Annotated in this window: 27 protein-coding genes; 10 read left to right on the top strand and 17 right to left on the bottom strand. The window is 44.3% G+C overall.

The window, feature by feature from the left end; genetic code table 11:
• Window positions 1-65: 65 nt before the first annotated feature.
• Both ACK3SF_RS02900 and ACK3SF_RS02895 read left to right on the top strand, forming a co-directional pair.
• Window positions 66-500, top strand: coding sequence for a hypothetical protein (locus ACK3SF_RS02900; protein WP_414838328.1), 435 nt, complete (start codon window positions 66-68; stop codon window positions 498-500).
• A gap of 67 nt (window positions 501-567) precedes the next feature.
• Complete coding sequence (locus ACK3SF_RS02895; RefSeq protein WP_414838327.1) at window positions 568-993, top strand: hypothetical protein; 426 nt, start codon at window positions 568-570, stop codon at window positions 991-993.
• A gap of 337 nt (window positions 994-1,330) precedes the next feature.
• Here the strand turns inward: ACK3SF_RS02895 and ACK3SF_RS02890 are convergent, their stop codons facing one another.
• A complete protein-coding gene (locus tag ACK3SF_RS02890) occupies window positions 1,331-1,555 on the bottom strand; it encodes a hypothetical protein (RefSeq protein WP_414838326.1) in 225 nt (74 codons plus the stop codon).
• Window positions 1,556-1,662: 107 nt separating this feature from the next.
• Between ACK3SF_RS02890 and ACK3SF_RS02885 the strand changes: the two genes are divergently transcribed.
• Window positions 1,663-2,166 (top strand): hypothetical protein, encoded by a 504-nt coding sequence (locus ACK3SF_RS02885; RefSeq protein WP_414838325.1) that lies wholly within the window; start codon window positions 1,663-1,665, stop codon window positions 2,164-2,166.
• A gap of 36 nt (window positions 2,167-2,202) precedes the next feature.
• On the opposite strand, the gene ACK3SF_RS02880 is transcribed toward ACK3SF_RS02885, so the two are convergent.
• Together ACK3SF_RS02880 and ACK3SF_RS02875 are read right to left on the bottom strand one after the other, a co-directional pair.
• Window positions 2,203-2,346: an AbrB/MazE/SpoVT family DNA-binding domain-containing protein gene (locus tag ACK3SF_RS02880; RefSeq protein ID WP_414838324.1), complete on the bottom strand. Its 144-nt coding sequence runs from the start codon at window positions 2,344-2,346 to the stop codon at window positions 2,203-2,205.
• Window positions 2,347-3,312, bottom strand: coding sequence for a transcription initiation factor IIB (locus ACK3SF_RS02875; protein ID WP_414838323.1), 966 nt, complete (start codon window positions 3,310-3,312; stop codon window positions 2,347-2,349).
• 113 nt (window positions 3,313-3,425) lie between these two features.
• Here ACK3SF_RS02875 and ACK3SF_RS02870 point away from each other — a divergent pair, with 113 nt between their 5' ends.
• Both ACK3SF_RS02870 and ACK3SF_RS02865 read left to right on the top strand, forming a co-directional pair.
• The gene (locus ACK3SF_RS02870; protein WP_414838322.1) at window positions 3,426-3,611 is read left to right on the top strand and encodes a hypothetical protein; all 186 of its coding nucleotides are present in this window, start codon (window positions 3,426-3,428) and stop codon (window positions 3,609-3,611) included.
• 12 nt (window positions 3,612-3,623) lie between these two features.
• Entirely contained in the window at window positions 3,624-4,769 is a 1,146-nt protein-coding gene (locus ACK3SF_RS02865; RefSeq protein ID WP_414838321.1) for an anion permease, read from the top strand.
• On the opposite strand, the gene ACK3SF_RS02860 is transcribed toward ACK3SF_RS02865, so the two are convergent.
• The 5 genes from ACK3SF_RS02860 to ACK3SF_RS02840 all read right to left on the bottom strand — a co-directional run bounded on the left by ACK3SF_RS02860 (window position 4,766) and on the right by ACK3SF_RS02840 (window position 10,672).
• Complete coding sequence (locus ACK3SF_RS02860; RefSeq protein WP_414838320.1) at window positions 4,766-5,158, bottom strand: hypothetical protein; 393 nt, start codon at window positions 5,156-5,158, stop codon at window positions 4,766-4,768. The genes ACK3SF_RS02865 and ACK3SF_RS02860 overlap by 4 nt on opposite strands.
• Before the next feature lie 58 nt (window positions 5,159-5,216).
• Window positions 5,217-5,906, bottom strand: coding sequence for a M48 family metallopeptidase (locus tag ACK3SF_RS02855; RefSeq protein ID WP_414838319.1), 690 nt, complete (start codon window positions 5,904-5,906; stop codon window positions 5,217-5,219).
• 424 nt (window positions 5,907-6,330) lie between these two features.
• Window positions 6,331-6,888 carry a VRR-NUC domain-containing protein gene (locus ACK3SF_RS02850; RefSeq protein ID WP_414838318.1) on the bottom strand — a complete coding sequence of 186 codons (558 nt, stop codon included), beginning with the start codon at window positions 6,886-6,888 and terminating at the stop codon, window positions 6,331-6,333.
• A 29-nt stretch (window positions 6,889-6,917) separates the two neighbouring features.
• Entirely contained in the window at window positions 6,918-10,091 is a 3,174-nt protein-coding gene (locus ACK3SF_RS02845; RefSeq protein WP_414838317.1) for a helicase-related protein, read from the bottom strand.
• Window positions 10,092-10,282: 191 nt separating this feature from the next.
• Window positions 10,283-10,672: a Fic family protein gene (locus tag ACK3SF_RS02840; protein WP_414838316.1), complete on the bottom strand. Its 390-nt coding sequence runs from the start codon at window positions 10,670-10,672 to the stop codon at window positions 10,283-10,285.
• Window positions 10,673-10,819: 147 nt separating this feature from the next.
• Here ACK3SF_RS02840 and ACK3SF_RS02835 point away from each other — a divergent pair, with 147 nt between their 5' ends.
• Together ACK3SF_RS02835 and ACK3SF_RS02830 are read left to right on the top strand one after the other, a co-directional pair.
• The gene (locus ACK3SF_RS02835) at window positions 10,820-11,461 is read left to right on the top strand and encodes a nucleotidyltransferase domain-containing protein (protein WP_414838315.1); all 642 of its coding nucleotides are present in this window, start codon (window positions 10,820-10,822) and stop codon (window positions 11,459-11,461) included.
• Window positions 11,445-11,840 carry a HEPN domain-containing protein gene (locus ACK3SF_RS02830; RefSeq protein ID WP_414838314.1) on the top strand — a complete coding sequence of 132 codons (396 nt, stop codon included), beginning with the start codon at window positions 11,445-11,447 and terminating at the stop codon, window positions 11,838-11,840. The genes ACK3SF_RS02835 and ACK3SF_RS02830 overlap by 17 nt, the downstream gene beginning before the upstream one ends.
• Before the next feature lie 184 nt (window positions 11,841-12,024).
• On the opposite strand, the gene ACK3SF_RS02825 is transcribed toward ACK3SF_RS02830, so the two are convergent.
• On the bottom strand, window positions 12,025-12,369 hold the full coding sequence (locus ACK3SF_RS02825) for a hypothetical protein (protein WP_414838313.1): 345 nt from the start codon (window positions 12,367-12,369) through the stop codon (window positions 12,025-12,027).
• 129 nt (window positions 12,370-12,498) lie between these two features.
• On the opposite strand from ACK3SF_RS02825, the gene ACK3SF_RS02820 reads away from it, so the two are divergent.
• Entirely contained in the window at window positions 12,499-12,960 is a 462-nt protein-coding gene (locus ACK3SF_RS02820) for an ArsR family transcriptional regulator (protein ID WP_414838312.1), read from the top strand.
• 83 nt (window positions 12,961-13,043) lie between these two features.
• Here the strand turns inward: ACK3SF_RS02820 and ACK3SF_RS02815 are convergent, their stop codons facing one another.
• A complete protein-coding gene (locus ACK3SF_RS02815) occupies window positions 13,044-13,445 on the bottom strand; it encodes a hypothetical protein (RefSeq protein ID WP_414838311.1) in 402 nt (133 codons plus the stop codon).
• 86 nt (window positions 13,446-13,531) lie between these two features.
• Here ACK3SF_RS02815 and ACK3SF_RS02810 point away from each other — a divergent pair, with 86 nt between their 5' ends.
• A complete protein-coding gene (locus ACK3SF_RS02810) occupies window positions 13,532-13,918 on the top strand; it encodes a hypothetical protein (RefSeq protein ID WP_414838310.1) in 387 nt (128 codons plus the stop codon).
• 81 nt (window positions 13,919-13,999) lie between these two features.
• Here ACK3SF_RS02810 and ACK3SF_RS02805 read toward each other — a convergent pair whose 3' ends face one another.
• The 4 genes from ACK3SF_RS02805 to ACK3SF_RS02790 form a co-directional block, all read right to left on the bottom strand.
• Window positions 14,000-14,212: a hypothetical protein gene (locus tag ACK3SF_RS02805; protein WP_414838309.1), complete on the bottom strand. Its 213-nt coding sequence runs from the start codon at window positions 14,210-14,212 to the stop codon at window positions 14,000-14,002.
• Window positions 14,209-14,418, bottom strand: a complete 210-nt coding sequence (locus ACK3SF_RS02800; RefSeq protein ID WP_414838308.1) for a hypothetical protein — start codon at window positions 14,416-14,418, stop codon at window positions 14,209-14,211. The genes ACK3SF_RS02805 and ACK3SF_RS02800 overlap by 4 nt, the downstream gene beginning before the upstream one ends.
• 3 nt (window positions 14,419-14,421) lie before the next feature.
• Window positions 14,422-18,132: an Eco57I restriction-modification methylase domain-containing protein gene (locus ACK3SF_RS02795; protein ID WP_414838307.1), complete on the bottom strand. Its 3,711-nt coding sequence runs from the start codon at window positions 18,130-18,132 to the stop codon at window positions 14,422-14,424.
• Window positions 18,133-18,227: 95 nt separating this feature from the next.
• Complete coding sequence (locus tag ACK3SF_RS02790; RefSeq protein ID WP_414838306.1) at window positions 18,228-18,554, bottom strand: hypothetical protein; 327 nt, start codon at window positions 18,552-18,554, stop codon at window positions 18,228-18,230.
• Between the two features lie 81 nt (window positions 18,555-18,635).
• On the opposite strand from ACK3SF_RS02790, the gene ACK3SF_RS02785 reads away from it, so the two are divergent.
• Window positions 18,636-19,508, top strand: coding sequence for a hypothetical protein (locus tag ACK3SF_RS02785; protein ID WP_414838305.1), 873 nt, complete (start codon window positions 18,636-18,638; stop codon window positions 19,506-19,508).
• Here the strand turns inward: ACK3SF_RS02785 and ACK3SF_RS02780 are convergent.
• From ACK3SF_RS02780 to ACK3SF_RS02770, 3 genes are all read right to left on the bottom strand, one after another.
• A complete protein-coding gene (locus ACK3SF_RS02780) occupies window positions 19,501-19,812 on the bottom strand; it encodes a hypothetical protein (protein ID WP_414838304.1) in 312 nt (103 codons plus the stop codon). The two genes, ACK3SF_RS02785 and ACK3SF_RS02780, sit on opposite strands and share 8 nt — an antisense overlap.
• A 32-nt stretch (window positions 19,813-19,844) precedes the next feature.
• Window positions 19,845-21,023, bottom strand: a complete 1,179-nt coding sequence (locus tag ACK3SF_RS02775; protein WP_414838303.1) for a twin-arginine translocation signal domain-containing protein — start codon at window positions 21,021-21,023, stop codon at window positions 19,845-19,847.
• Between the two features lie 67 nt (window positions 21,024-21,090).
• Window positions 21,091-22,590 carry a fibrinogen-like YCDxxxxGGGW domain-containing protein gene (locus ACK3SF_RS02770; protein WP_414838302.1) on the bottom strand — a complete coding sequence of 500 codons (1,500 nt, stop codon included), beginning with the start codon at window positions 22,588-22,590 and terminating at the stop codon, window positions 21,091-21,093.
• Window positions 22,591-22,624: the final 34 nt, after the last annotated feature.

The raw sequence follows: 22,624 nt of genomic DNA, 5'->3' as shown, positions 1-22,624 counted from the left end.
CTTATCTTAATACAGAACAGAGTTTTAACTTTTCACCGGGAAAGTTTCTCTCAGGCCTGAAATAAATGATTGATATGTACGTCAGAACTTTCAGAGAGATGCTTCAGAACGAGGCTGATGATTACGAAACTTTCGCTGAGAACGTACATGTCGTACCTGACGCATTTAAGGCCTCTGTAACTAATAACTTGACTTTAGATCAGCTGACAGATGTTGCCAATGATCTGGATGAGGGAAGATACGATGGAAGGCGTTTTGAAAGCGAAGAAGTTGCTGTAACTGCTGATTTCTATGACAGGATAGGTATAATCGGATCTGAAGAGAAAATTTTTACAGGGGAGACAGTGTACAGGGCTCCGGATTATCACGGGCGTGGAGGAAGCAAGTCGTGGAGTGAGATAGTTGATGAAGTTCAGAAAGCAGCTATAGATGCTGAAAGAGAGTTTTCCTGGACAGAGGAACGCAGCAGTGAGGATAGAGGCCTGGAAGAGTTCATGTGAAAATTTTCTGTTTGAATGCGATGGAGTTAAGAGTTTTGAGGCCCTGAATCTGTAACAGGGAGTACGGATGAGAGGATTCTTCATAAACGGCATCCAGCATGAGCAGGGAAGGAAAGACTTCGGTTTTTACACTCAGCAGAGAGGTGTGCATGATCCTGGCGAGATGAGCCAGCTGGCGCAGGAGGATGAAGCATACCGTGTCGAGGTTTTCCGGACTTTCAACGGAGTCCGTATCAGCCTGGAGTCAGAGAACAGGCATGTAACAGCTGAACTTGAGGATAAACTTGAGAGAAAAGGTAGAGGAGCCGACAACTATACTTTTCAGGAAACAGGCGATCCGGTTCTACCTGGAGAATACGACAATCCTGACAACGCAATGGCAATGTATGCGGAGTACGCTCTGGAACACGGAGATGAATCCGGGATAGCGATGGATTTCGACTGGAACAGCGTTCTGGAAGCTGACGTCGAGTCAACGAACGACATGAGATAAAATTCTGGACCACAGATCCCAGACAGGCGAAAGGACTATATTAGTTAGAGTTCGAGGTACAGTGTACAAAGGTGAAGAATTAATCTGCGCCAACTGCAAGGCCCTTGAAACTGAGATAGAAGCTGAGACAGGGGCAAATCCCGGCAAACGAAATTATAAAATAGATCTTGCGGGAGAGGCCTCCACTGCGTCCGCCTTTTAATTGACAGGCCTCTTCCCCCGTCTTCCCTTTTTCTCTGAAAAATTTACGGCGCTCCGATCGCCACTATCTTGCTGTCTTCATGAGCATCGATCTTTCTCTCGGATTCTGCGGAGACTCTTACGGCATCTCCTTCGCTCATCCGGATTTTTCTCCGTCGACAGTGATAGAGGCCTCTCCTTCGATCAGAAGGTAGACTTCTTCCTGGCCGTCTTCCTCGTGATCGTGTTCTAGTCCTTCCCAGCCTTTCTCTGCGTCGATCACTGTTACTCCAAGATTTTCGCATTCAAGTTCGTCTCTCAGGAAGTGCAGTGCTCCTCCTTTCGGTTCAACGTCGCTGTAGTTCGCCTTGGTGTATGACATTATCTTTTTTCACCTGTAAAAACGTGTTAGAGGCCTAGTTTTTCCAATCTTTCCCCTTTTGTTGGAGGATCGATTTTTTAACGGAGGCCTCGAAAACAAGACTGTCGATGGAAATAGATCTCCCGCCTTCAGTGAGAAGCCTTGTCACCTCGGAAGCAAGACACGATAACTGGGAAACTACTGGAGGCCTTGAGTATATGCAGGGCTGGGCGCCAGGCCTTGGACAGTCTTACGAAGACGAAGTCGAGAGATTAATTGATGAAGGACTGGAAAGTTTCGAAGACGAACAGGATGTCTGGAACTTTGTCAATGCCTCAGGAAGTTACAGCAATCACAACAGTTTCTTCTACACAGATGAGGACAACGATATGCGGAACTCTGAAGGATTTTTTCAGGATCCTTACTGCCACAGATGTTTGACAGACACAGATATAGATGTTGAAGATTTTTCTGTAGAGGATGCTAAGATAGAGCCGGAATACGAGAAAAGAACTGAGAAATCTTTCAGGTCTGGATACGAGAAAATCGTCGAAGAGTTAAAATATGCATGTGGCAGACATCCGGAAGTCAGCTTGACTTTGAGGGAGAAAGAGTTTAGAGAAGAACAGTAGCTGGAGGCCTCTAGAGAAGAGGTGTAAGAAAATTTTCTAGTCTTTCTCGATCTCGAGTTTTCCCTGGCCTTTGATCTCGAAGCAGATCTCGTCTCCCTTACTCCAGCCGAATCCATCGACGAAGCTTTTCGGAAGAGTGATGTGGTATCTTCCGTTGCCGTCTTTCTGAAGTTTTACCATCTAATTTTTCGCCTCCTCGATTTCCTCTTCAAGGCCAAGTTCCTCGGATATCAGTCTGTAAGTCTTCCTTACAGTAGTCTGTGTGACGCCTGCTACCTCCGCTACTTCTTTCTGCGTGACTTTGTCGCCTTCAAGCAGTGCGCCGATGTAAAGTGCTGCCGAGGAAACGCTGGAAGGACTTCTTCCGGATGTAACTCCTTTATCCATGGCCTCCTTCACGATTTTTCTTGCACGGGCGCTTGCCTCTCCTGAAAGTCCGACTTCACTGGCGTAACGCGGTATAAAGTTCTTCGGATCAGCAGGCCTGATATCAAGATCAAGCTCTCTTGCAAGATCCCTGTACGTCTTGTTCATCTTCCTCTGCTTGACTTTAGTCGCTTCACCGATCTCTTTCTGAGTCCTCGGAACTTCATGGCTTCTTGCAACAAGATACAGTATAGCAGCTACAGAGGCCTCTCTGGACTTCCCCTTGATCAAGTCCTCTTCAGACGCTTTCTCGTAGAGTCTTCCGGCCTCCTCCTTGACGGACTTCGGAAGATTCAGTTCATATGTAAGCCTGTCAATGATCGACAGGCCTTTCTGAAGCGAGTCCTCACGTGAATCGCTTCTGCTGTCCCATTTCTTCATCCTGTAGTACTGGCCTCTCTTCCTTCCCGAGACCTTGTTGAGTTCGTTTGTCTCACCGATCTTTGTGGACATTCCTTTGTCGGCCTTCGTGTATGTGATAGTTGAGCCCACTCTCTCCTTCTTCTGCGTGCTTTCCGAGTCAAATGCCCTGTACTCCCTTGTGGTATCGATCCTGTCGGTGTCAACGACTGTCCCACAGTTCATACAGTACGTCTCTCCCTCGATCTCCTCAAAACGGCTGGAGCCGCATTCCGGGCAGCCGTTTGCGTCCTCTGATTTCTCGGGCATCTTCACTTTTGGTTCTATAGTTTCATCGCCTGATGCTGTTTCAGTAGTCATACCCACAGCATTATACATAAAGATTTAAATAGCTGCCTGGATAAAAAGTGGAGAAGGCCTGTTTAGAAATCGAGTGACAGTAATTCTTATTAGACTGAAAAGAGACGAGTTTAATGGTGATTTTTCTGAATATCGATTACTATGACAAGGTGCTGGCTGGCATCACCGCAAGCTTATCAAGTGGTGCAGCCGTAGGAGTTTTCACAGGCATACCGACACAGTATGCTGTAGGTGGCGGAGCAGCTATCTCAATAGGAATAATGTATCACGGAATCTTCCGTAACGGGCCTGTAGGATAGAGGTTATAACTCATGATCGAAGTACTGCTTGTCTTCGGAGTACTGGCCGCAATTTTTGTAGGTATAAACATCGGGGGATCGTCTACCGGTGTCGCTTTCGGACCTTCTGTCGGAAGCAATCTCCTCTCAAAGCCTGCAGCAGCAGCTCTGATGACTGTTTTTGCACTTCTTGGAGGATGGACAGTCGGAAGAAACGTGATAACAACTATGGGCGGGAAAATAGTTCCTGCCGCAGAATTCACGACCACAGCATCGATAATAATACTTTTCTTTATAGGCCTCTCGCTTCTGATATCAAATCTTTCAGGAGTACCTGCCTCGACATCTATGACTGCTGTCGGAGCTATTGCAGGCCTGGGCCTGGCAACAGGAACTCTTAACTGGGAGATAATGGGGCAGATAATGTCCTGGTGGCTTGTCGCACCTTCAGTCGCTTTCCTTTCAGGAGGCGTCATCGGAAGATATCTTTACGTGCACATGGATGACTTCTTCCATATCGGACAGAGTACAGGAAAGCTGCTGAGACTGGAAAAAAGCTTCAGGCCTGTCAGGATGGGAGAAGGCACAAGCTACAGGGAACTTCTGTCCAGCTTTCTCGTAGTGGGGATTGCCTGCTACATGGCGTTCTCCGCCGGGGCCTCAAATGTTGCGAACGCTGTTGCTCCTCTTGTAGGAAGCCGTATGCTTGAGATGAATCCTGCGATACTTCTCGCTGTTGGAGCTATGAGTGTAGGAGGATTCACTATCGCACGGAAAACTCTCGACACTGTCGGCGATGGCCTCACTGAACTCCCTCTGCTGGCTTCCCTGATCGTCTCAACAGTCTCCGCATCTATCATCACCGTTCTCTCAGGCATGGGGATTCCTGCCTCGCTTGCGATCTCCGCAACGATGTGTATCATAGGCCTTGGATGGGGCCGCGCGTCAAGGACTGTGAAGATGAAGGATACACTGAAAGGTGAGACGCCGGAGATGAACGCTGCAGCACTTAACTCGAAAGAAAAGAAGGAAATTGGGGAGGAAACGGAAGACGATCTTCCGGACAGGAAGCTTTTCAAGCCCGACATGATCAGCCACGTTGTAACGCTCTGGATCATGACACCTGCCATATCGGCAGTAGCATCCTACCTCGTCTTCCTTCTGCTTCAGGCCTTCTAGAAGACCGTGAAGCCGTGTGTTGCCAGGTATACTCCGAAGAGGAGGGAAAGCGTACCGAAAACTTTCCAGTAAGCCCTGTCGTCCGCATGATCAAGAAGCTTGTGCTCCTGTTCCTCCGTCGCCGCAAGATGGAAGACGGACTCGATCAACATCAGCCAGCCGACTACCGTGATGGCGCCGACATAACTGATTTCATAGACAGGATGCTGCAGAACAATTGCAAGGCCTGCAGCAAGTTCTACCAGGGCAACACTGTACCTGAGTGCGATATCCTCGGCGAAGCTACGGGCGTACTCAACGAAAGATTCATGCCGCAGAATGAAAGCCGCGGACACAATCATTATGTACAGGCCGATAAACTCCGCAAGGAAAGCTGAACTAAGACTCATATAGAAACACAATGAGAAAAAGCTGTACTTAAAAACTGCGTCACAGGCCTACAACAGTTCAGAAATCCCTGTCAAAAACCAGTCTAGCGGAATTCTCCTCGAGCCACTCTTTACAGGCCTCGAACTCCGGATAAATCTCCTCTACACGTTTCCAGAAACTTTCACCGTGATCCCTGACTTCCAGATGCACCAGTTCATGCACCACAACGTACTCCAGAACCTTTTCAGGCCCCAGTACAAGACGCCAGTTAAAATTCAAGTTATTTTTCGATGAACAGGAGCCCCACCGTGTCTTCTGATCACGGACAAAAATCTTCTCAAAACCTCCATCAATATCTTTAACATACATAGAGGCCTTCTCCTCGAACTTTTGACGTGCAAAACTTCGCAAAGATTTCTCCAGTTGATCCATGAAAGAAGTCCTCTCCACAAGATGCTCGGCCAGGAAAATCTTCTCATCGACTCTGTTAGATCTCCGTTTCTCCACCACGATCTCTCTATCAGCTCCGAGTACAGCGATTTCTCCTCCAGGCCTCAGATCCCTTTCAGGGATTTCCTGTCTGTACTCACGGGCCTCTTCAAGACGATCCTGAAACCAGTCAATATTATCTTCAATCAACTCATCCATGTCAACTTCCAGGCCTTCAGGAACAACTACAGTAAAACTTCCTCTCCTGTAACGTATTCTAGGCCTCTTCGCTCTACTGCTCTCCCGGACTTCAAGAAAATTTTCGATTTCCTGCTTCACAGAAAAAAGAAGACTTCAGAAGATAAATAACTGGATGCCTTTCATCCAGAAATACGGTATGATAAAAATTAGAGGGCGGATCGAAGCGTTACACACGGCTGTTCACCGGCTTACATCCCCAGAGGGGATGAGCTTCCAGACCCGGCCCGCCCCGCATTTTCTCAGCAGGACTATTGTAGAGGCCCCGATTTACAGGGCCACAACTGTTATGGACACGAAATGTTAACACAGTACGCCATAATCGAAAATAAGCAAGTAAAACGAAAAAACCGTCTAAGGCCCTGAAAAATTTATCCATCGACAGGAATCTCGACTTCGGAAAAACACTCGGGACACTCAACTTTTTCAGGAAAACTTTTCCCACCGCTGTACCAGAAAAAACACCCGCACCTGCCGCATTCAACTTCAAGACTTGTATCAGTCATTACCTTGTATCCAGCACCAGTTCATCAGCACTTTTCAGACGCCACTTCACAGAATCACCTTCGGAAAGGCCTGTGATCGCAGCCAGCTCCTCCGACACATCAACCTTCAGGCCCTCCTGTACAACAAGCTGTGAAGAATTCCTCTTGACATCACTGAAGCCGTACGCATTCAGATCAGAGGCCTCAAGCTTCTCTATATCTTTTTCGTTATCCGCGAACCATATCTCGATTTCTATACCGCGGAAATCCCTCAGCCATTTCAGCTGTGTGTGACGCAGACTGTCGTTCTCCGACTTCGCCTCTACAAACAGATAATCACCAGAATCACTGAAAGCCAGGAAATCGGGAACACCAGGCCTGAAAACATTCGAGAAATCCGAATCAGTATCATCCATAATCCTTCTACTGATAATCTCCGCAAGCTCCGGATAACGGCCTTCAAGATCTTCCTGGATCCCAGGAGTAGAACGCACAACATTATCCCAGTTACTCTCCAGGATACTCTCAACTCTTCGCTCAGTCCTATTCAACGAGGCCTCTTCCTCAAAAGGAATCATGTTTCTGGTATAGAAAGAGAGATTTTTATCTATGAAATAAATTCCACAGTAACCAGTTTCAATTCATCATTATCAAACTCTTCAAGCTCAGTATTACTAGCCTCTGTCTTATCTTCTAAGAAGTCCTCTAGTTGATCTGCGAGTTCCTTCCAGTCTCCATGACCGTTTTCTCCCTTGTATTCACGCCAGTATTTCCTGACTTCTGAAGTTCTGGTCTTTGTCAAAGTGATTTTCTTCAGTTTCTCCTGGATGTGACTTACTTGTTCCTGCGCTTCCTCGTCATCAGGGTATTTTCTGAGGTGTTGTCTGATCTGGTTTTTCAGGGAGTTTATCATTTTAATCAGGAACTTCTTGGATCTCTCGTTGTCCCACTCTTTCATTTTGTCATCGGAAGAGGACTGCTCAATAGCTTTATAGTCAGATTCGAGTTCATCTCTGACATCTGAACTTTTATCGTAGACTTTATCGAAGAAATCTGGAATTTTCCTTTCTTCATCAGGATTTACTGAGATAAGCTTCAGAATCTCTGATTTATTTTCAATTATTCTGTTGTTTTCGAGGTCGCAGAAGTACCAGTAATGGAAGTCATCGCCGTACTGGTAGTAGAAGAAAATTCCTCTTGCATCTTCTTTATGGCCGCTGTAAATTCCTGTAGGGATTTTCTCTAACTCTTCTTGGGCTCTTTGATCCATGTAGTCTCTTATAGGCTGCCAGAACCCTTCACCACCTCCTAGAGCATCGTCTGAAAGTTCATCCATGACGCTTTGGTCATTCTCTCTAATCCTCTGCAGGGTATCTTCATCCAGTGAGCTTGTAGTACCGAAGACCTTCGGATTAATCTCTTCATTCAAGACCTTTTGGTCCATACCTACCGCTTGGTCAATATCCGAAATCTTGTTCTCCAGAACCTGGACGAGTTCGAGCAGTTCTTCCAACTCATCTGAAGGGAAGAAGTTATGGATGATAATTTCGTCGTGAGGAGTTCCTATACGGTCGATTCTTCCAGCTCTCTGAATCATCCTAGTCGGATTCCAGTGCAGATCGTAGTTAATCAAATGTTTAGCCTTCTGAAGGTTCTGACCTTCCGAAAGAACATCCGTGCTCAGAATAATATCTAGGTTATCTTCTCTGTAGGCCTCAATCTTTTCCTCACGATCAGTTGTAGAAGAATCGCCTGTAATCATCTCAATTCTCTTATCGGATAACTTCTCAGAGTTAGAGAGATAATTGTAGATATACTGGATAGTATCGGAGTAAAATGCGAATACAACAATTTGATCGTCTCTAGACATCTGATAGAGTTCTTCTTCCAGAGTCTGGATCTTGGCATCTTCCTCATAACCTATATCTTCGATCATATCTTTGATTTCCTTGAATACTTCAATATCTTTCTGGATATCCTCCAGGAACTCATCGGATTTGTACTCGTCTAAATCAATGTTTTCAAGCTCTTCTCTATACTCTTCCTCTGGAATTTCTTCCTCAACTTTGAGAATATGTTTCCTGTATGTGCTTTTCGACATCACTTTTCCATCATCGATATGCCGCTTCGTCTGTTGCAGGAAATCAATATGGTTATCGATACTGTTCCTGAAAGCACCGACACTGCTCTCTAACCTCTTCAAAAGCAGTTTCTCGAAAATTCCCTGCATACCTTTCATACGGCCTCTCTCAAGCTCTTCATCCTGAGTCAGCTCCTTCTTATCCTTATACTCCAGCTGGCGGTAATAGGCCATCGTCAACTCATCCTTAATCTTGCTGGAGATTTCGGCAAAGTATCCCTGATAGGATTTATCAAGAGCATAGGTTATATCATCAAGCTTTCTCTCTGGGAAATTCAGTTTAATTTCGTTTCCGTATTCGTCCTCATAACTTGCATCAGGATAATTCTCCTGAATATATTCTCTGGTTCTTCTAACTGAAATTTCATTTAAGACGTCGTTAAGCAGAGAAGGATCGCCAGCTTCCTCAACTTCCTGGAATTTCTCGTAGAGATCTGTAATACCTTCCTTGATGAAAGCAGCTCTGTTGTGCTCCAGCATAAGCATTAACTGCCAGTAAAGATCCCAGACAGAGTTATTGATAGGAGTAGCAGTCAAGAAAAGAACATATGGCTTGTTATCTTTGCCTTTAATCTTCTCGTTAAGTATCGTGAATAGGTGTTCCCAGCGGTTAGACTTCGGATTCCTGAAGTTATGGCTCTCATCAACAACTACGAGCTCTACATCTTCAAGATTACCGCCTGTGGCTTTCTCAGCCTTTCTCTCCCAGTTATCACGGGCAACAGCTTCCTGAGTTAAAATATTCTCACTCAAATTGATATCTTTCATCTCTTCAGTCCACATACCTTCAAGTGAGGCTGGAGAGACAATCAAGTAATTTTTCTTCCTCATCGAGCCGAACTCTTCGATCATTCTCTTCGCAATATAGGTCTTACCAAGGCCTACAGAGTCCGCAACCATGCAGCCACCGTACTTCTCCATACGAGTGAATACTCGTTTTACTGCGTCTTCCTGGAACTCTGTCAAATCAATATCAGATTCTCCTCTTTCCTCAGAACCTAGATCCTGAGTTAAGTCATCCTTTTGATACTCGTATAGAGTCTTCATGAAAACCTGGTAAGGACTGTACTCCTCCGTACCGAAACGGGATTCATCCAGGAGCTCGATAAGCTCTTCATTGAAAGGCCTGGCTAGCTCCCAGAACTTTTCAAACCATTCATCACGTGTATACCTGGCCTTGGAAGCAGGGCCTACAGAGTTCAACTCATTATTTGTTGTAAGGCCTGCGGCAGTGAAGTTGGAAGAACCGATTACAATCTCATCATCCCAGATATAGGCCTTACCATGCAGAAAATTCTCATCATAAACCCTGACCTCAACATTATCCTGCTCCAAAAACTCGATCAAATCCTCAACAGCCTCATGATTTTCTCTAGAGAACTCTAGTCCTTCAACATCGCTCTCAATAAACTCTTGAATAGCATCAGCTAAAGTCCTATCATTCTCAAACTCCGGAGACTTACCAAGTAACAATCTGAATCTTTCTACCCCTTCAAGCTCATCTTTCACCATGGAAAAGGCCTCGATGTTAAAGAAAGCAGTCGCAACATCAAAGCCGTCCTTATTCTCCTCAAGCTTATTTCTCAGAAAACTTACAAGCTTACGCCCCTCGCTGTTATCAATTATCTCTCGGTTCTTCACAAAATATCTCCTATAAATGATTCTTTTTACAGAAAAATTAAAGATGTAATCCAAAATAGGCTTAGAAAATAAACTGAATTACTCCAACTTTTTGAGCAATTCCTTGTCTTCCTCTACAATCTGCTTAATCTCTTCCCTTCTATCAAAATCCTTCTTCGCCTTCTCTATATCCGATTCTGTAACAGCTTCAGTCATTGGAAATCACCTGTGCGGATCCAGCTAGAAACTTGATCCACATCCTTGAATTTAACCTCGGATTTTAAATCGCTTTCTATTTCATCAAACGATTTAATCTTCTCTACCCGCATCTCCTCTTTATTCTTCCTAAGAACCTTTTTAGCTACAATCCATGCAGTTCTGTGATTGCCATCATTGAAAGCATGCTTATTAATAGTCTCAATCAAAATGAAAGCCGCCAATCTATAGGGATCTTCAAACTCCTTTGCATCATTAACGACACCAGCCAACTTCCTCATACCTTTCTCAGTAGACTGCTTAAAACCAGGCGTCCGGATCTCACTGACCTGTCCTGCCAGCTCATGTGCCTCCAGAAAATCCTCTAACTCGGGGCCTTCAATCATACTTACGATTTAGAAGAACATATTCATTAAGCCTAGCAAAATACCGAAAAACCACTTATTTCAACAAAATGAGGATATATTCAAAAAATTGAGAACTTGCTCAAAAAAGTGCAAACATTTTTAAATTTTTGAGTTGAAGTCTGAATCATGGGATCTGTTACGGCAGGCTCTAAAAGAAAAAATTTCATGAATTTGCTTGTTTCAGGCTATAAGCAGGAGGTTCTGGAGCATCTTCTAGAAAATCCAGGTTACATGTTCACAGTGAATGAGTTAGCAGAGAAAGTTTCCGGATCGTACAACAGTGTAAACAATTTTCTGAGAGAACTAGAGGAGTTTGATATAGTAAGTTTCCAGAAAAAAGGCCGCACATACCTGGTCCAGTACAATCAAGACTCAAGATATCATGAAGTGATCAAAACACTTCTAAGAGCGGATAATACGCCTCTAGAGGAAACAGCGAGAGAATGGGCTGAAAAATTCTATGAAAACTCTGGTCTGAAAGATGAGATTAGATCAATCATTTTATTCGGCTCGGTAGCTCGAGGGACAGCAGGCCCTAACTCAGATGTTGATATTCTGATCCTAGTTGAAGGTTATACAGGAACTGAAGATATCAAAGAACAAGCCAGGAAAGAAGCGAAAAAGCTTCACCTTGACTTTGAGTTAGTGCCTGTGGTAGAAAGTGTTGAAGAGTTCAGAAACAATCTAGTTCACGGCAAAAGATTCGAAACCAATGTAAAAACAGATGGAATAGTACTGGAGGGCGAGGAACTTGAGTTCGAGGATTGAAGAATCTCTTGAAGAAGCAGAATCCTACATAGAGGCCGCCAACAAGCAGTACGAAAAAGCCTTGGAAAACGATACCTGGAATCCTGTAATCGTCAGCTGCATCATGGCAATGATCAAATCCATCGACGCACTCATGCTCGAATACAGAGGCGAAACCAACCAAGACCACTCAAAAACCGCCAACCAACTACAGAAACTCTACGAAGAAGGCCTCATCTCAGACAACTTCAAATCAAACATCGACTCAGTCAAGAAATGGGTCGTAAACGAGAAAACAGATATCCAGTACAGAAACAAATCAGTTTCTCAGAAAGACGCCGACAGAGCCATCAAATCAGCAGAAAGACTGCTGAAGAAAACAGAGAAGGAAATTGGCTAAATTACGATAAAACCGTAAACACCGTTCTCAGCTTATAAAGAAACACTTCTAATTACGACTTCTCCGTAATTCCTGTAACTTCCCTCCTATTCAGTACTCGAAAAGTGTAATCTGTGAATTCACACTTTCCGCCAAAAGTGTTAGATGAGAAATTACACTTTATTCGTCAAATTTCAGACCTATTTTATTCCTCGAAGTATTTCTTCAGGAATTCTTCACAGTTGTCTTCTAGATACTCTCGTGCTTCATGGAATGAGAGATGCCGCATCTCTTCTTCTGGTTCTCCTTCCTCAAACTTACGGTGTATATGTGTTGGCTTATTCTTGTGGTAATTATCGATCCTTGCGATCTCATGTGTCTCCGTAGAAGCATTCTCCAGGCTGTATTCCCTTGATTCCAGCATCACAGCCCACTTGAAAGGCGTCTGAATATCTGGAATCCCTTTCATCAATATGATAGGAGTCTTCTCTAACTCCTCAATATACTCTAGAGGATACCTCTCCTCCACTGCGTCCGGCAACTCACTCATATGTTTGGTGTCAAACACCAACAATAAAAAAGCTGTGTTTACAATAGACAGATAGGAGACAAACCAAAGACAGTTAGATGACAAAAAACTGACCTACTAGCTAAACTTGAGAACTTGAAGGAGATACTAATGGAATACAGCTCAAAGAAAGAAAACAAAGAAAAGAAGCTAAACGATGTAAAGACAGATCTAAAAGGAACAGAGCTAGATATAGGTAAAGAAATACGAGAAGTTGAACAAAAAATATCAGAATCTGAAGAAAAAATACCGAACTTCTCAGAATCAGAAATAGAAGAAAAATTCAAAGAAACAGAGAAAAAAACTGTAATCCTAAAATTTTCAATTGCTCAAAAGCTCTTGACAGAGAAAAGAAGAGAACTACTGCAAACACTTTCAGAACAGGAATTCGACTCAATCACAGAACTAACCGAAGAACTCGGAAGAGACAAGAAAAACACCTCACAAGACATCAAAAAACTCTACCAACACGGCATAATAGACCTAAAAGACCAAGGCAGAAGCAAAGAACCAGTTTTCGAGTTTGAAGAAATACAGATAGAAGGCCTGGAATTTGAGGAAAATCAAAACTAGAAAAATTTCTCTATTTCAACTTCTCAACGAGCTCTTCATACTTCTCAAGCTGCTTCTTATTATGCTCATGCCATTCAGACTTCTTATTTTGGGAGTCTTTCTTCATTAATCTCACCTGTTTTCAGGAAATCAGCTATTTCGCTAATTTTAAATTGGCCATGATTATTGCCAACCTTAGCAGTCAAATCTTGATCTTCAGGAGCAAATTCCCTGTTATTCTCATTTAGGAAGTCAATTGTTATAAGAATTGCGGTAGTAGTATTCCCATCCTCATACACATGCCTTCTGCTAATCTCCTTAAACAAAACAGCAGCCTTTCTATAAACTCCAGGCTCAACTCTAGCCTCATGTAAAACATCAATCAAATTAATTGGAGGAATCTTCTCACCAGGATACTTATCCGGATTATCATCCAAAATATCAGAATGCTTAGTATCAATATAATCAATACTCGGATACCAAAACTTCTCCTCTACATAATTCACAAACCATAATGAAAAGGGCAGAAATTTACAATCTTTGCAACCTTTATGCCACGATAAAAGAAAAATTTTCTCTAAAAACTACAGATATGATCACCTGGATAGACCAAAACCTGGCTCTGATAATCACAGGATCTATTTTAGGCCTAGCCACATCCTTCATCTACTCTACAGGACACAACGCATTCCTGAGCCGTGGAAACTTTCAATCCAAGACATCAGCAACAGAAATAATATCTGCAGCCATATTACTTAGAGGCCTCTCAACACCAGTAATCCACAGAAACATCTCAATACCGCTCTCCTACCGAATAGGAACACTATCACTAGCAGGCCTAGTAATAATCCTCGTCGCCAGCCTAAACAACAAAGAAGTCACCAACCGGAAATTCCAGAGTAAAAGCTCAGCAGAAATATACGGAATAGGCCTTCTGCTGATACTGGCGGATCTTCTACTTGTAGTTTCTGAAGTTTAGGTAAAGTCTTCTATTCTACTGAGAGGCCCTCAATAAGCCTTTACAAATTTTTGGAAGAAGTTAATAGAAACTCAATTAATTTTACTCACTTTTATTTGTCATATAGTTCTCGATATAATTTCCTCCTCTAACAACTCCAAATACAAGCACAGCAAGGAAAATCAACACTGTGTTAGTATAGGTCATCTTACCAAGACTGGAAAGTTCTGAACCCCAAATAGTAGAAATAGCCATATACGCACCTGCAAATACGATCGTCAGAATTGCGCCCGTAGAAATCTCGTTCCTAATCATCTAGAGAACTCACCTACAATACTCAAGAGAATAGCAACACCTGCCAAAAACAAAGAGCCATAGATGACGAAAGGCGAAAGAGGATAATCTAGAGTCTGCAACAGTTCAGGGAAAACCTCTGTACCAAAAATAAACAGCACAAAGAGTGCAAAAATCCCTTCTATAATCCTTTCAAAACTATTTTGAGGTCCAGCAGCTTGAGCCATAATCTATACACTCTCCGCTTTATCCAGCCGGGCCTTCACCAACTCGGCAACACTCCAGTAAACCTCCTTCCTCTCACCCTCAGAAAGCCCCAACGCATCAAACACGGCATCGTCTACTTTCTTTCTATCGTCTTTTATTTCTGGTTCCTGTTCTCTTATTGGCTTTCCTCTTTCAAGACCTACTTCTTCGAAAATTCCTTTTATCTCTCTATTGAAGAAGTCTTCTATAGTGTCCTCTTGTAGGTCAATACTATCTATCATTTCAGGATCTGGGAAGAGGATATCATTTGCGTCTGTTGTTGCAAAGTCCAGAGCACCTTGACCAAGGTTACTTCTTCCTATCAGCTCGATCATCAAAGGCGTAATAGTCGAGTTTAACACAGCAACAATTTTCTTGCTTGATATCTTATCTGTTGTTAAATTGGCCATGTGCAGCCTTCTGTCGCTAATCTTTGCTTCTTCGCTGTGCCAAAATATGTATCTTTGATTGATTCCATAGATCATGAAAATATTTACAGGGTCAATATTGGGAATAGCCCACCAACCAGGAGATCTACTGTTCACCGAAGGCACTTCAGGCCACGGCGTGCCTGCAGAAGTTTTCTGCTTAGATTCTCTCTCCTGGTTGCTTCCCCACTCGATATAATCGTAGGTATTTGGAGCCTTTTCCTTCACAGTCTCTAGATCATCTCTACAGAGTAGAACTTTTTTCTTTAAGTTCTCTTCTTCTAGTTCAATCTGATCTGATTCCTTCGGCGATTTGAATAAATCAACTATGTATTCATCCTCCAGATCCCATTCTTCCACTTCCTCTTCATCTAAATAGAAGAAGTCGTTAATTCCGGAATAGCATCCTGATCTGATATCCATGAAGTCGCCGAGTTCTGTGATATTCCCAGAAGCCCTATTTAGAATTTTATAGAATGCATCAGGAGCTTTGAGGAATTTGCCACCCCACTTGTTTCCATCATACTTGCCTTTAGTGAAGGCCTCTCCTTCGTAGTTTTCTGGGTATTGCCAGCCGTCTTCGAGTAGGTTTCCTTGTGTTATTTGGACGGAGCGGAGGTCTTGAGTGTTGTAAAGCTCAAAACTTGAGCGGTCGAGTTGGATGTTTTTGTCGTAGTGGGTGTCGTTTTCGAGTGCGATCATGTTGTCGGCGCTGACTGCTTCCCTGTACGGTTTCTTGAAAGTTACAAACTGTGCGTTGTGGTCTGTTTCTGGCCATCGGTCTGTGTCGATTTCCCATCCGTCGAAGCTTTTGGTTTCGAAGTTTGGTGCTCCGAATATTGATATTACTGTGTTGACATCGGCGTGTTCGAAGCTTCGGTTGTTTTTGTTGTTGTAGATTCCTTTGATTGGTACATGTTTGCAGAGGAATTGTTGGAGTTCTTTTCCGTATCCTACATCGAGCCAGGAGTTGGATGTAATAAAGGCAAATGTTCCTTCGTCGTTGATCAGTGAGAGGCCGTGGAAGTAGAAGTAGATGTATAGGTCGCTTCTCTTGGAAATCTTCTCGACTTGTGGCATCCTGTTCTGGACGGATTCGATTAACTTGTTTTTGTAGTCTTTCTTGTCCTGTTTAGAGACATTGTTCGGGTCCATGTTTGGTGGTGCGATGTCTTCTTGTCGGACATATGGAGGATTCCCTATCAAGAGGTCGAAGCCGCCGTTGTTGTTGAATACTTCTGCGAAGGCGACTTCCCAGAGCATCGGCATTTTGTCCTGTTCCTGGATGATATCCTGTTTCAGTTCTTCCAGTTTTTCGATTCTTTTCCTCGTTTCTTTTTTCTGCCGGGTGATTTGGCGTTTTTCGTTTCCGGAGGGTTCTTTGGTTTCTCCGTTGAGTGTTTGTTGTTTGGATTCGTCTTCTTCCAGTTTTTCTTCTAGTTCTTCTATTTTGTCGTCGATTGCTCTTTGGAAGAACTTGATTTCGTCTGTTTGGATGTCTGCTATGCCGTCGTATTTGGATTTGCTGCGGTCTTCGAAGAACTTGGATTTGTGTTTCTGGATTTCTTCCATGTGGCTTTTCGTGATGCCTTCCAGTTGATTCTCTCGGAGGTCGAAGAAGATTCCGTCGATGTCCTGTACCAGTGAGTCTCCTACACGCAAGTTAGCCCTGAGGTTTGGCAAGAGTGCTTTTCTCTGGATTTCTTCTTTCGGTATATCTGTCTCGATCAGTAGTTGTAGGAAGAGTCTTAGTTCTGAGGCGTTGATAGCCCAGTCTTTGACATCTACTCCGTAAATCGAGTTTTGTATTATTTCTTTTTTGGCTTCGAACATGTTCAAATCGGAGCCTTGTTTTTTCTCGATTTGTTCGAAGATCTCTGATATTACATCGATTATTCCGACTAGGAATGCTCCTGATCCACAGGCAGGATCAACAGATTTCATGTCCTGGAGAGTGTATTTGACTTGTTCGAGTTCTTCTTCTGTGAATTCTTTCCGTGTTTCTTTCTTTTCTTCGTCTCCTTCTGCGAATACTAGTTTGTAGATCTTGTTTTTGGAGAGGCCTGTATTATTCTCCAAGTATTCTACTAGAGATCTTCTGACCATGAAGTAGACTTCTTCTTTTGGTGTGTAGAATATGCCGAATTCTTTCCTGGAATCCTTGTCCAGGTCTTCTAGTTGTTCTGCTACATTGGACAGCGACTCATACACATATCCGATCATTTGTGGGTCTACTGCTACTTCTTTGTCGACTGGGCTGTCTTCTTTGATTGTGAAGTTGTATCTTTCGAAGAAGTCGTGGATTATATCTTCGATTACTGAGTCTTCCAGTTCTACATCGAGCTTGCTCAGAGAGTTTTCTCTGAATAGGCCTCCGTTGAGGTATGGTGCTCTCTGGAATGACTGGTTTACTTCCTGCGGTAGTTCAGGGTTACCTGTAAACTTGTTGTTGAATGCTTTGTGGAACAAATCATCCAGCCATTCGTTGTAGAACTCATCAGAGTCATTTTGCAGGCCTCCTTGTTTCCGATATTTGTCCCAGAGCCATTGAATATAGGATTCGCCTTCTTCTCCTTCTAGCCATCCTTTCTTGTCGACGAAGTAGACGAACATCATCCGGTTCATAAACTGCAGCGTATACTCGTGTGCGTCGTGGACATCATCGACTTGTTCAAGTACTTTTCCCCTTATGTGGAAGAACTGTTCTTGGTAGTCTTCAAAGAACTGTTCCGTGACTTTGTCGATGCTGAAGGCCTTTTCCCACTGGTTCCAGACATGCGGAAAGTTTCTTTCCTCTTCCAGCCAGATCTTACTCAAAGCGTCTGCATCAGAATAAAACACATTCTCCGAGTCTACTTCAAGTGTTGTCAGCTGGATGTCGATTTCTCCTGGAGTGGTTTCGTCAAATGTCGGGAATACGAACTGATATTTCCTGAAATCTGAAGTGAATATTGGCAGAATATAATTGAATTTACGGGCTAATCTCTCTGTAACATACCTTACGTGAGTCTTGGATAGGCTCTCGGTTTCGATCAGAAGAACAGTTATCTCATCCTGGTAATCTAGTACAGTATAGATGTTTTCCAGTTTATCTTCCGCTTTTTCTTTAAAATTGAATTCGGATATATCTCTCTTGTAGCTCGGGTCTCTCGTCGAGTTTTCGTATCCTATTTCCTCGAAGAACTCGTAAACTTTTTCTGGAGAATCAATTTCTTTGAGAAGTTCCTGGACTTTTTCTCTTTTCTGTTTCTGATCTAGAGAAGCCATGAAAGTGGTTTACTGTGAAGAATTTTAATGGTTATCTGTGAGGATGGACGTGGGCTAAGTCCATGGAGATCATCTAGTATTACTTCAGGAAGATTTCAGGCTCCGTCGAGTGCTGTGTGGAACTTGTATTCGTCCGGTGTTATGAAGTGGAGTATGACGTCTTCGAAGTTTTCTTCTCCGAGTTGCTGTTCGAATTTTTCGTCGTACATGAATGAGGCCCATCGGGTGTTGACGTCGAGTCGGACGTTCATTTTCTCGCCTTCGTATTCAAGTGTGTGTTCCCCGAGTTCGAGATCTACTTCCTCGTGTGTCAGCTGTTCGACTACAGAGTTTCTGTTGACACGGCTGTGTGTAACGTATTTTCCGGCGTATTCTGTATGCCTGAGATCTTTCTGCGTCCAGTGATAGTCCTGAAGGCCCATCTGAGTATTCACTGTGTTCCCGAGATTTAAATCAGGGACTGTGGAAGTGTTTTTATCTGTTGACGTCGCATCTGTCCTGGTATGGTTTCGTCTCTCGCCGTCGATATAGACCCCCAGGAATGGGCCGCGATCTTTGAAGGCCTCGACGTATACTTCCAGACGGATTCCGACTTGAGAGAGGCCCTGAATCTTGATATACAGAGCGTATACGATTACAGGGACGGCGAGCGTCAGACAGTTGATATTGATCGTGCAGGACGTATACTATCTGTATTTGATACTGTTCCTGTGCTTGATCTGTCTGATCCAGAGGCCTTTGTGAACGACAGGTACAACAGGTGGGGTAGACGTGTCGATGTCGATGATGAAGTCCAGAAACTTGTCTTCAGAAGCTTCAGTACTGAGGAGTTAGCGGAGAAAGCTGATGTGGAGAAACGCAAAGCTGTAGATTACAGAAACGCTTCCTCGAATCCTCCTGAAGAGTTATGGGAGTACTGCATCCAGGAACTGGAGGAAGGATTCAGTTTCAGGCCTGAAAACTTTACAGGGGATATACTTGAAGGCCATGTCAGGAACAGATCCGAAAACGGCTACGGCAGTGAAAACTTCATCCTGGAGGATGCGGACGTAGACGAGATCAAGGACTTGGCATATCTCCTCGACAGAGTAGACGCCCTGGAAACAAGTAATCCTCATGTCTACTCCAGTATGCTTTCAAGGCCTGAAGCACTGCAGGAGATTCTTGATGTGGAGCAGAATCCTCTGAGATCTGCACTGGCCTCCAGCGACGTCGAGTCAGGTACAGCTCCGTTCATGCGTGCGATGAAGGAACTCGACGTAGTAGAGAAATACGGCGGAAGAAGCTCGAACTACCGTATAAAGGCCTCTGAATCGGAGTTAAAAGTTCTGAAGTATTTTGCAGAGAAAAATGACTACGAGACACGTTTCACCTGATTGATACCACGTAGTATGCGGGACTGTATCCTTTCTCCTTTCTGTCTTTAACTGTGTTCCCTAGGCCTGTCTCTGTGTATCTTTTCTTCGGCTTGATTTTCCAGTCCCATCCGTTTATCTCGCCGTTTTCACGGGCCTGTTCCAGTTTTTTCCGGATTCTCTGGCTGATACTTCTGAGATCTCCTCTGATTTTTTCGGCGTCAGTCCCGACAGGCTCTGTGAATAGATTGATTCTGAGGCCTGAGTCACGGTTTTTCACGTTTTTGACGCCTTTAACTTCGTTCAGTTTTTCCGGAAGATCCATAATCTCTTTTTTGTGGAGAATTTTTTGTATCTCTAATTTTCAAGCTTCATTTCCTCGATGTAACTGTCCACTTTCAGCTGCATCTCTGATCCATCCCTGTGGCTGTATACCGCGATGTCGTAGACTCCATCATCTTCCTCCACTATTTCATGTCTTTCAGGCTCCCAGGAACTCATGTCGTATCCCAGTACCTGTTCCACGTAGGTCTCCAGATGATGGAAGAAATCCTGTGTCACGGCCTCTGTTCCGAGATCACGGGAGTTATGCATTATATCAATCTGTTTGTATCTTTTCTCCTTCTGCTCTCCGTCGAATATGCCTGTAACTGTTCTGTCCCTGACGTTGTAATCTGTCTGTCCTGTGAGTAAAGCTTTCGCCATCATCCTGCTTCTTGGATGGAAGCTTTCATCCCTGTTCGCTTCAGGATTGTAGCTCATCGCACCGTCTTCATGAAAATGATGCGGCAGCCCCAGCAGTGAATGACCTGTCTCATGATTGACGACGTGTCTGTTCCAGGCCTCGTCCTCTGTAAGCTCGACAAAAGCCACTCCTGTCATGTAGTCGGAGACACCTCCTGCATCAGGAAGTATATCACTCTCAACAAGGAAGACAGGCTCCTGTCCTCTCCCGGAGTACTTGTTCTTCAGATCAAGATCAGCTTTCAGGCCTTCGAACTCCCCTGAAGAAACATCTTCAAGAGATTCAACATCTTCCTGATCCGGCTGCACAGTCTCTACTGTTACATCAATATCTACGGATGGATCAAGCTGCCGGAAGGCCTGCTGAAGAGATTCAGCATAGCTTTCAAGAGGCCTTTCTCCATCTTCGGACATGTATACAAGTTTGACTTCTTCGCTTCGTTCTCTAACAACTTGAGCTGAATCTCCACCGGAGTGATGAAGTTCAGAGCTATCGGACGAGACTACTTCCTCAGGCCTTTTTCCTTCTTCAAGCATCCTCTCGACATCGTTGAAATCAGTGTTATCGTATACTGATCCTCCGGATACGCTTTTATCCAGAGTATCTGCACTTCCAAGGTATATAGTTGCTCCGGCGTTTTCCTCCCGGAAACTTCTTCTGTCTTCAACGCTTTCCCGGAGCTCTTCAAATCCCGCAGATGCTCCTTCAGGCCTTGGATTGCTTGTGGCTGTAGCGCCTGCGGCAAGCATCGCACCGGTCGTCTTCAGAAGTTCACGACGGGAAAGATTCATATTTACTATAAAGTAACAACAATTTTTAATAGTTGTGAAGGAGCTTAAAAAAGGGAAATTATCCGTTCTATTCCTGGCCTTCGTACGTGTTGAGGTTTGAGACTCCTTCGGTGAACTCTCCGAGGATTATATCTGTTTTTCTCGGGATGAACGTGTTGAGGTTGCCGTTGTCGTCGTACGTCCAGCGCCCGTTTCCACTGTAGTGAACGGCTATGAAGTGGTCTGCGTTACTGTTGTGAGGATTCGAGTTGAATCTTGAGTGGACGCTTTCAGCCGAGTACATAATCCTGTAATCAGTGCTTCCGCCCTCTGCTACAGCTATACCATTATTTATGCTCTGTATATCAGTTCCTGTAAAGTTTTTGCCCTGTGAGTAGAACCAGCAGGAGCTGTCGCCTCCCGGACACGTGATATCGATTTCTCCGGTGTTACTGGATCCTCCCCACTGGTTTGCGTGCCATTCCAGGTTTCCGCTGACGTATCCTTTATCTATTCCCTTGTACTCGTACTGCTGTGGCTCTTTCCTGACGAAGACCTCCATGCTTGATCCTCCGTAGTTCTGCTCGTAGAAGAGGCCTCTGTTCCACGTGTTTTCACTGTACATTCCCCATGCGCCGTCGTCTCCGTAGACTCCTCCGGCATAATCGTCCCACCTGCAGTCCCCGTTGTTGACGCTCTCCCAGTAGAAGCCGTATCCTCCGTGTGCTCCGTTCCAGGATTCTCCATCATCGCTGTCCGGTGTCTGAAGTCTTAAAGCAAGATCTGTTCCACACTGGCGCCACCAGGAACCTGAGGCCTCCCACGGATGGAAATCTCCAACCACAGTTTCTCCGCCGGGATAACGAGACTCAAGCGACTGATTATCCAGTACAGTACCGTAGATCAGATACTTGTCTGGATTATCTCCCCTCCTGACCATGACTTCATCCGCGTTTATCTCTGTGTAGGCCTCTGACTGGTAGTCCTGATCATTTATTCCTTCCTGAACTGTCCCGTACGTATTCCCGGATATAATATTCGATCTGTTGCTGGAAGTCCAGTAATCGTTTCCATCATCGGCGTACGTCGCGACCAGTGTCCAGCCTCCACCGTCAGTCTCCATATCACAGTAGGCCTCGAACTCCTGGACGCCTTCAGGATTAATAGTGTAGACACCGCTTGAACCAGAGACATTACTGCATGCTTCAACGTATGTATCCGGCATCTCATCAGGCACAGGACTCCCGACGATTATCCTTCCGCTTAAAGGCCTGAAACTGGCTCCTGAAACAACTTTAGGCCTGTCAGCGGAGATGTTGAAACTTCCCTCCCACAGACCCGAGATAAACGATTCGTTGAATATCTGGATGTTCGCCATCCCCTCAGAAGTGAAAATAGCTGAGGCCTCTGAGACAAAGACTGAAGAGAATCCGTATTCATCCGTGTACAGGCCGTGACTCTGATTTATTATACATTCCGAGTTCGTTCCAGTGGAGTCACAGAAAGAGTTCTGGCCTAGCGAGACAGCTGCTACAAAAGCCAGCAGAGATACAAGTAAAATTGTTTTACCGGATTTTCGCAGATTCACGTATAGAACAGAGGCCGGACGGCTAATATAATTT

It is taken from the genome of Candidatus Nanosalina sp. VS9-1, from assembly GCF_047555085.1.
GTDB lineage: Archaea > Nanohalarchaeota > Nanosalinia > Nanosalinales > Nanosalinaceae > Nanosalina.
This window is presented reverse-complemented; position numbering and strand designations above follow the sequence as displayed.

Coding starts and splice junctions, on each gene's coding strand:
- ACK3SF_RS02900 (WP_414838328.1), top strand. CDS start 66: ATGATTGATATGTACGTCAGAACTTTCAGAGAGATGCTTCAGAACGAG.
- ACK3SF_RS02895 (WP_414838327.1), top strand. CDS start 568: ATGAGAGGATTCTTCATAAACGGCATCCAGCATGAGCAGGGAAGGAAA.
- ACK3SF_RS02890 (WP_414838326.1), bottom strand. CDS start 1,555: ATGTCATACACCAAGGCGAACTACAGCGACGTTGAACCGAAAGGAGGA.
- ACK3SF_RS02885 (WP_414838325.1), top strand. CDS start 1,663: ATGGAAATAGATCTCCCGCCTTCAGTGAGAAGCCTTGTCACCTCGGAA.
- ACK3SF_RS02880 (WP_414838324.1), bottom strand. CDS start 2,346: ATGGTAAAACTTCAGAAAGACGGCAACGGAAGATACCACATCACTCTT.
- ACK3SF_RS02875 (WP_414838323.1), bottom strand. CDS start 3,312: ATGACTACTGAAACAGCATCAGGCGATGAAACTATAGAACCAAAAGTG.
- ACK3SF_RS02870 (WP_414838322.1), top strand. CDS start 3,426: ATGGTGATTTTTCTGAATATCGATTACTATGACAAGGTGCTGGCTGGC.
- ACK3SF_RS02865 (WP_414838321.1), top strand. CDS start 3,624: ATGATCGAAGTACTGCTTGTCTTCGGAGTACTGGCCGCAATTTTTGTA.
- ACK3SF_RS02860 (WP_414838320.1), bottom strand. CDS start 5,158: ATGAGTCTTAGTTCAGCTTTCCTTGCGGAGTTTATCGGCCTGTACATA.
- ACK3SF_RS02850 (WP_414838318.1), bottom strand. CDS start 6,888: ATGATTCCTTTTGAGGAAGAGGCCTCGTTGAATAGGACTGAGCGAAGA.
- ACK3SF_RS02840 (WP_414838316.1), bottom strand. CDS start 10,672: ATGATTGAAGGCCCCGAGTTAGAGGATTTTCTGGAGGCACATGAGCTG.
- ACK3SF_RS02835 (WP_414838315.1), top strand. CDS start 10,820: ATGGGATCTGTTACGGCAGGCTCTAAAAGAAAAAATTTCATGAATTTG.
- ACK3SF_RS02825 (WP_414838313.1), bottom strand. CDS start 12,369: ATGAGTGAGTTGCCGGACGCAGTGGAGGAGAGGTATCCTCTAGAGTAT.
- ACK3SF_RS02820 (WP_414838312.1), top strand. CDS start 12,499: ATGGAATACAGCTCAAAGAAAGAAAACAAAGAAAAGAAGCTAAACGAT.
- ACK3SF_RS02810 (WP_414838310.1), top strand. CDS start 13,532: ATGATCACCTGGATAGACCAAAACCTGGCTCTGATAATCACAGGATCT.
- ACK3SF_RS02805 (WP_414838309.1), bottom strand. CDS start 14,212: ATGATTAGGAACGAGATTTCTACGGGCGCAATTCTGACGATCGTATTT.
- ACK3SF_RS02800 (WP_414838308.1), bottom strand. CDS start 14,418: ATGGCTCAAGCTGCTGGACCTCAAAATAGTTTTGAAAGGATTATAGAA.
- ACK3SF_RS02795 (WP_414838307.1), bottom strand. CDS start 18,132: ATGGCTTCTCTAGATCAGAAACAGAAAAGAGAAAAAGTCCAGGAACTT.
- ACK3SF_RS02790 (WP_414838306.1), bottom strand. CDS start 18,554: ATGGGCCTTCAGGACTATCACTGGACGCAGAAAGATCTCAGGCATACA.
- ACK3SF_RS02785 (WP_414838305.1), top strand. CDS start 18,636: ATGGTTTCGTCTCTCGCCGTCGATATAGACCCCCAGGAATGGGCCGCG.
- ACK3SF_RS02780 (WP_414838304.1), bottom strand. CDS start 19,812: ATGGATCTTCCGGAAAAACTGAACGAAGTTAAAGGCGTCAAAAACGTG.
- ACK3SF_RS02775 (WP_414838303.1), bottom strand. CDS start 21,023: ATGAATCTTTCCCGTCGTGAACTTCTGAAGACGACCGGTGCGATGCTT.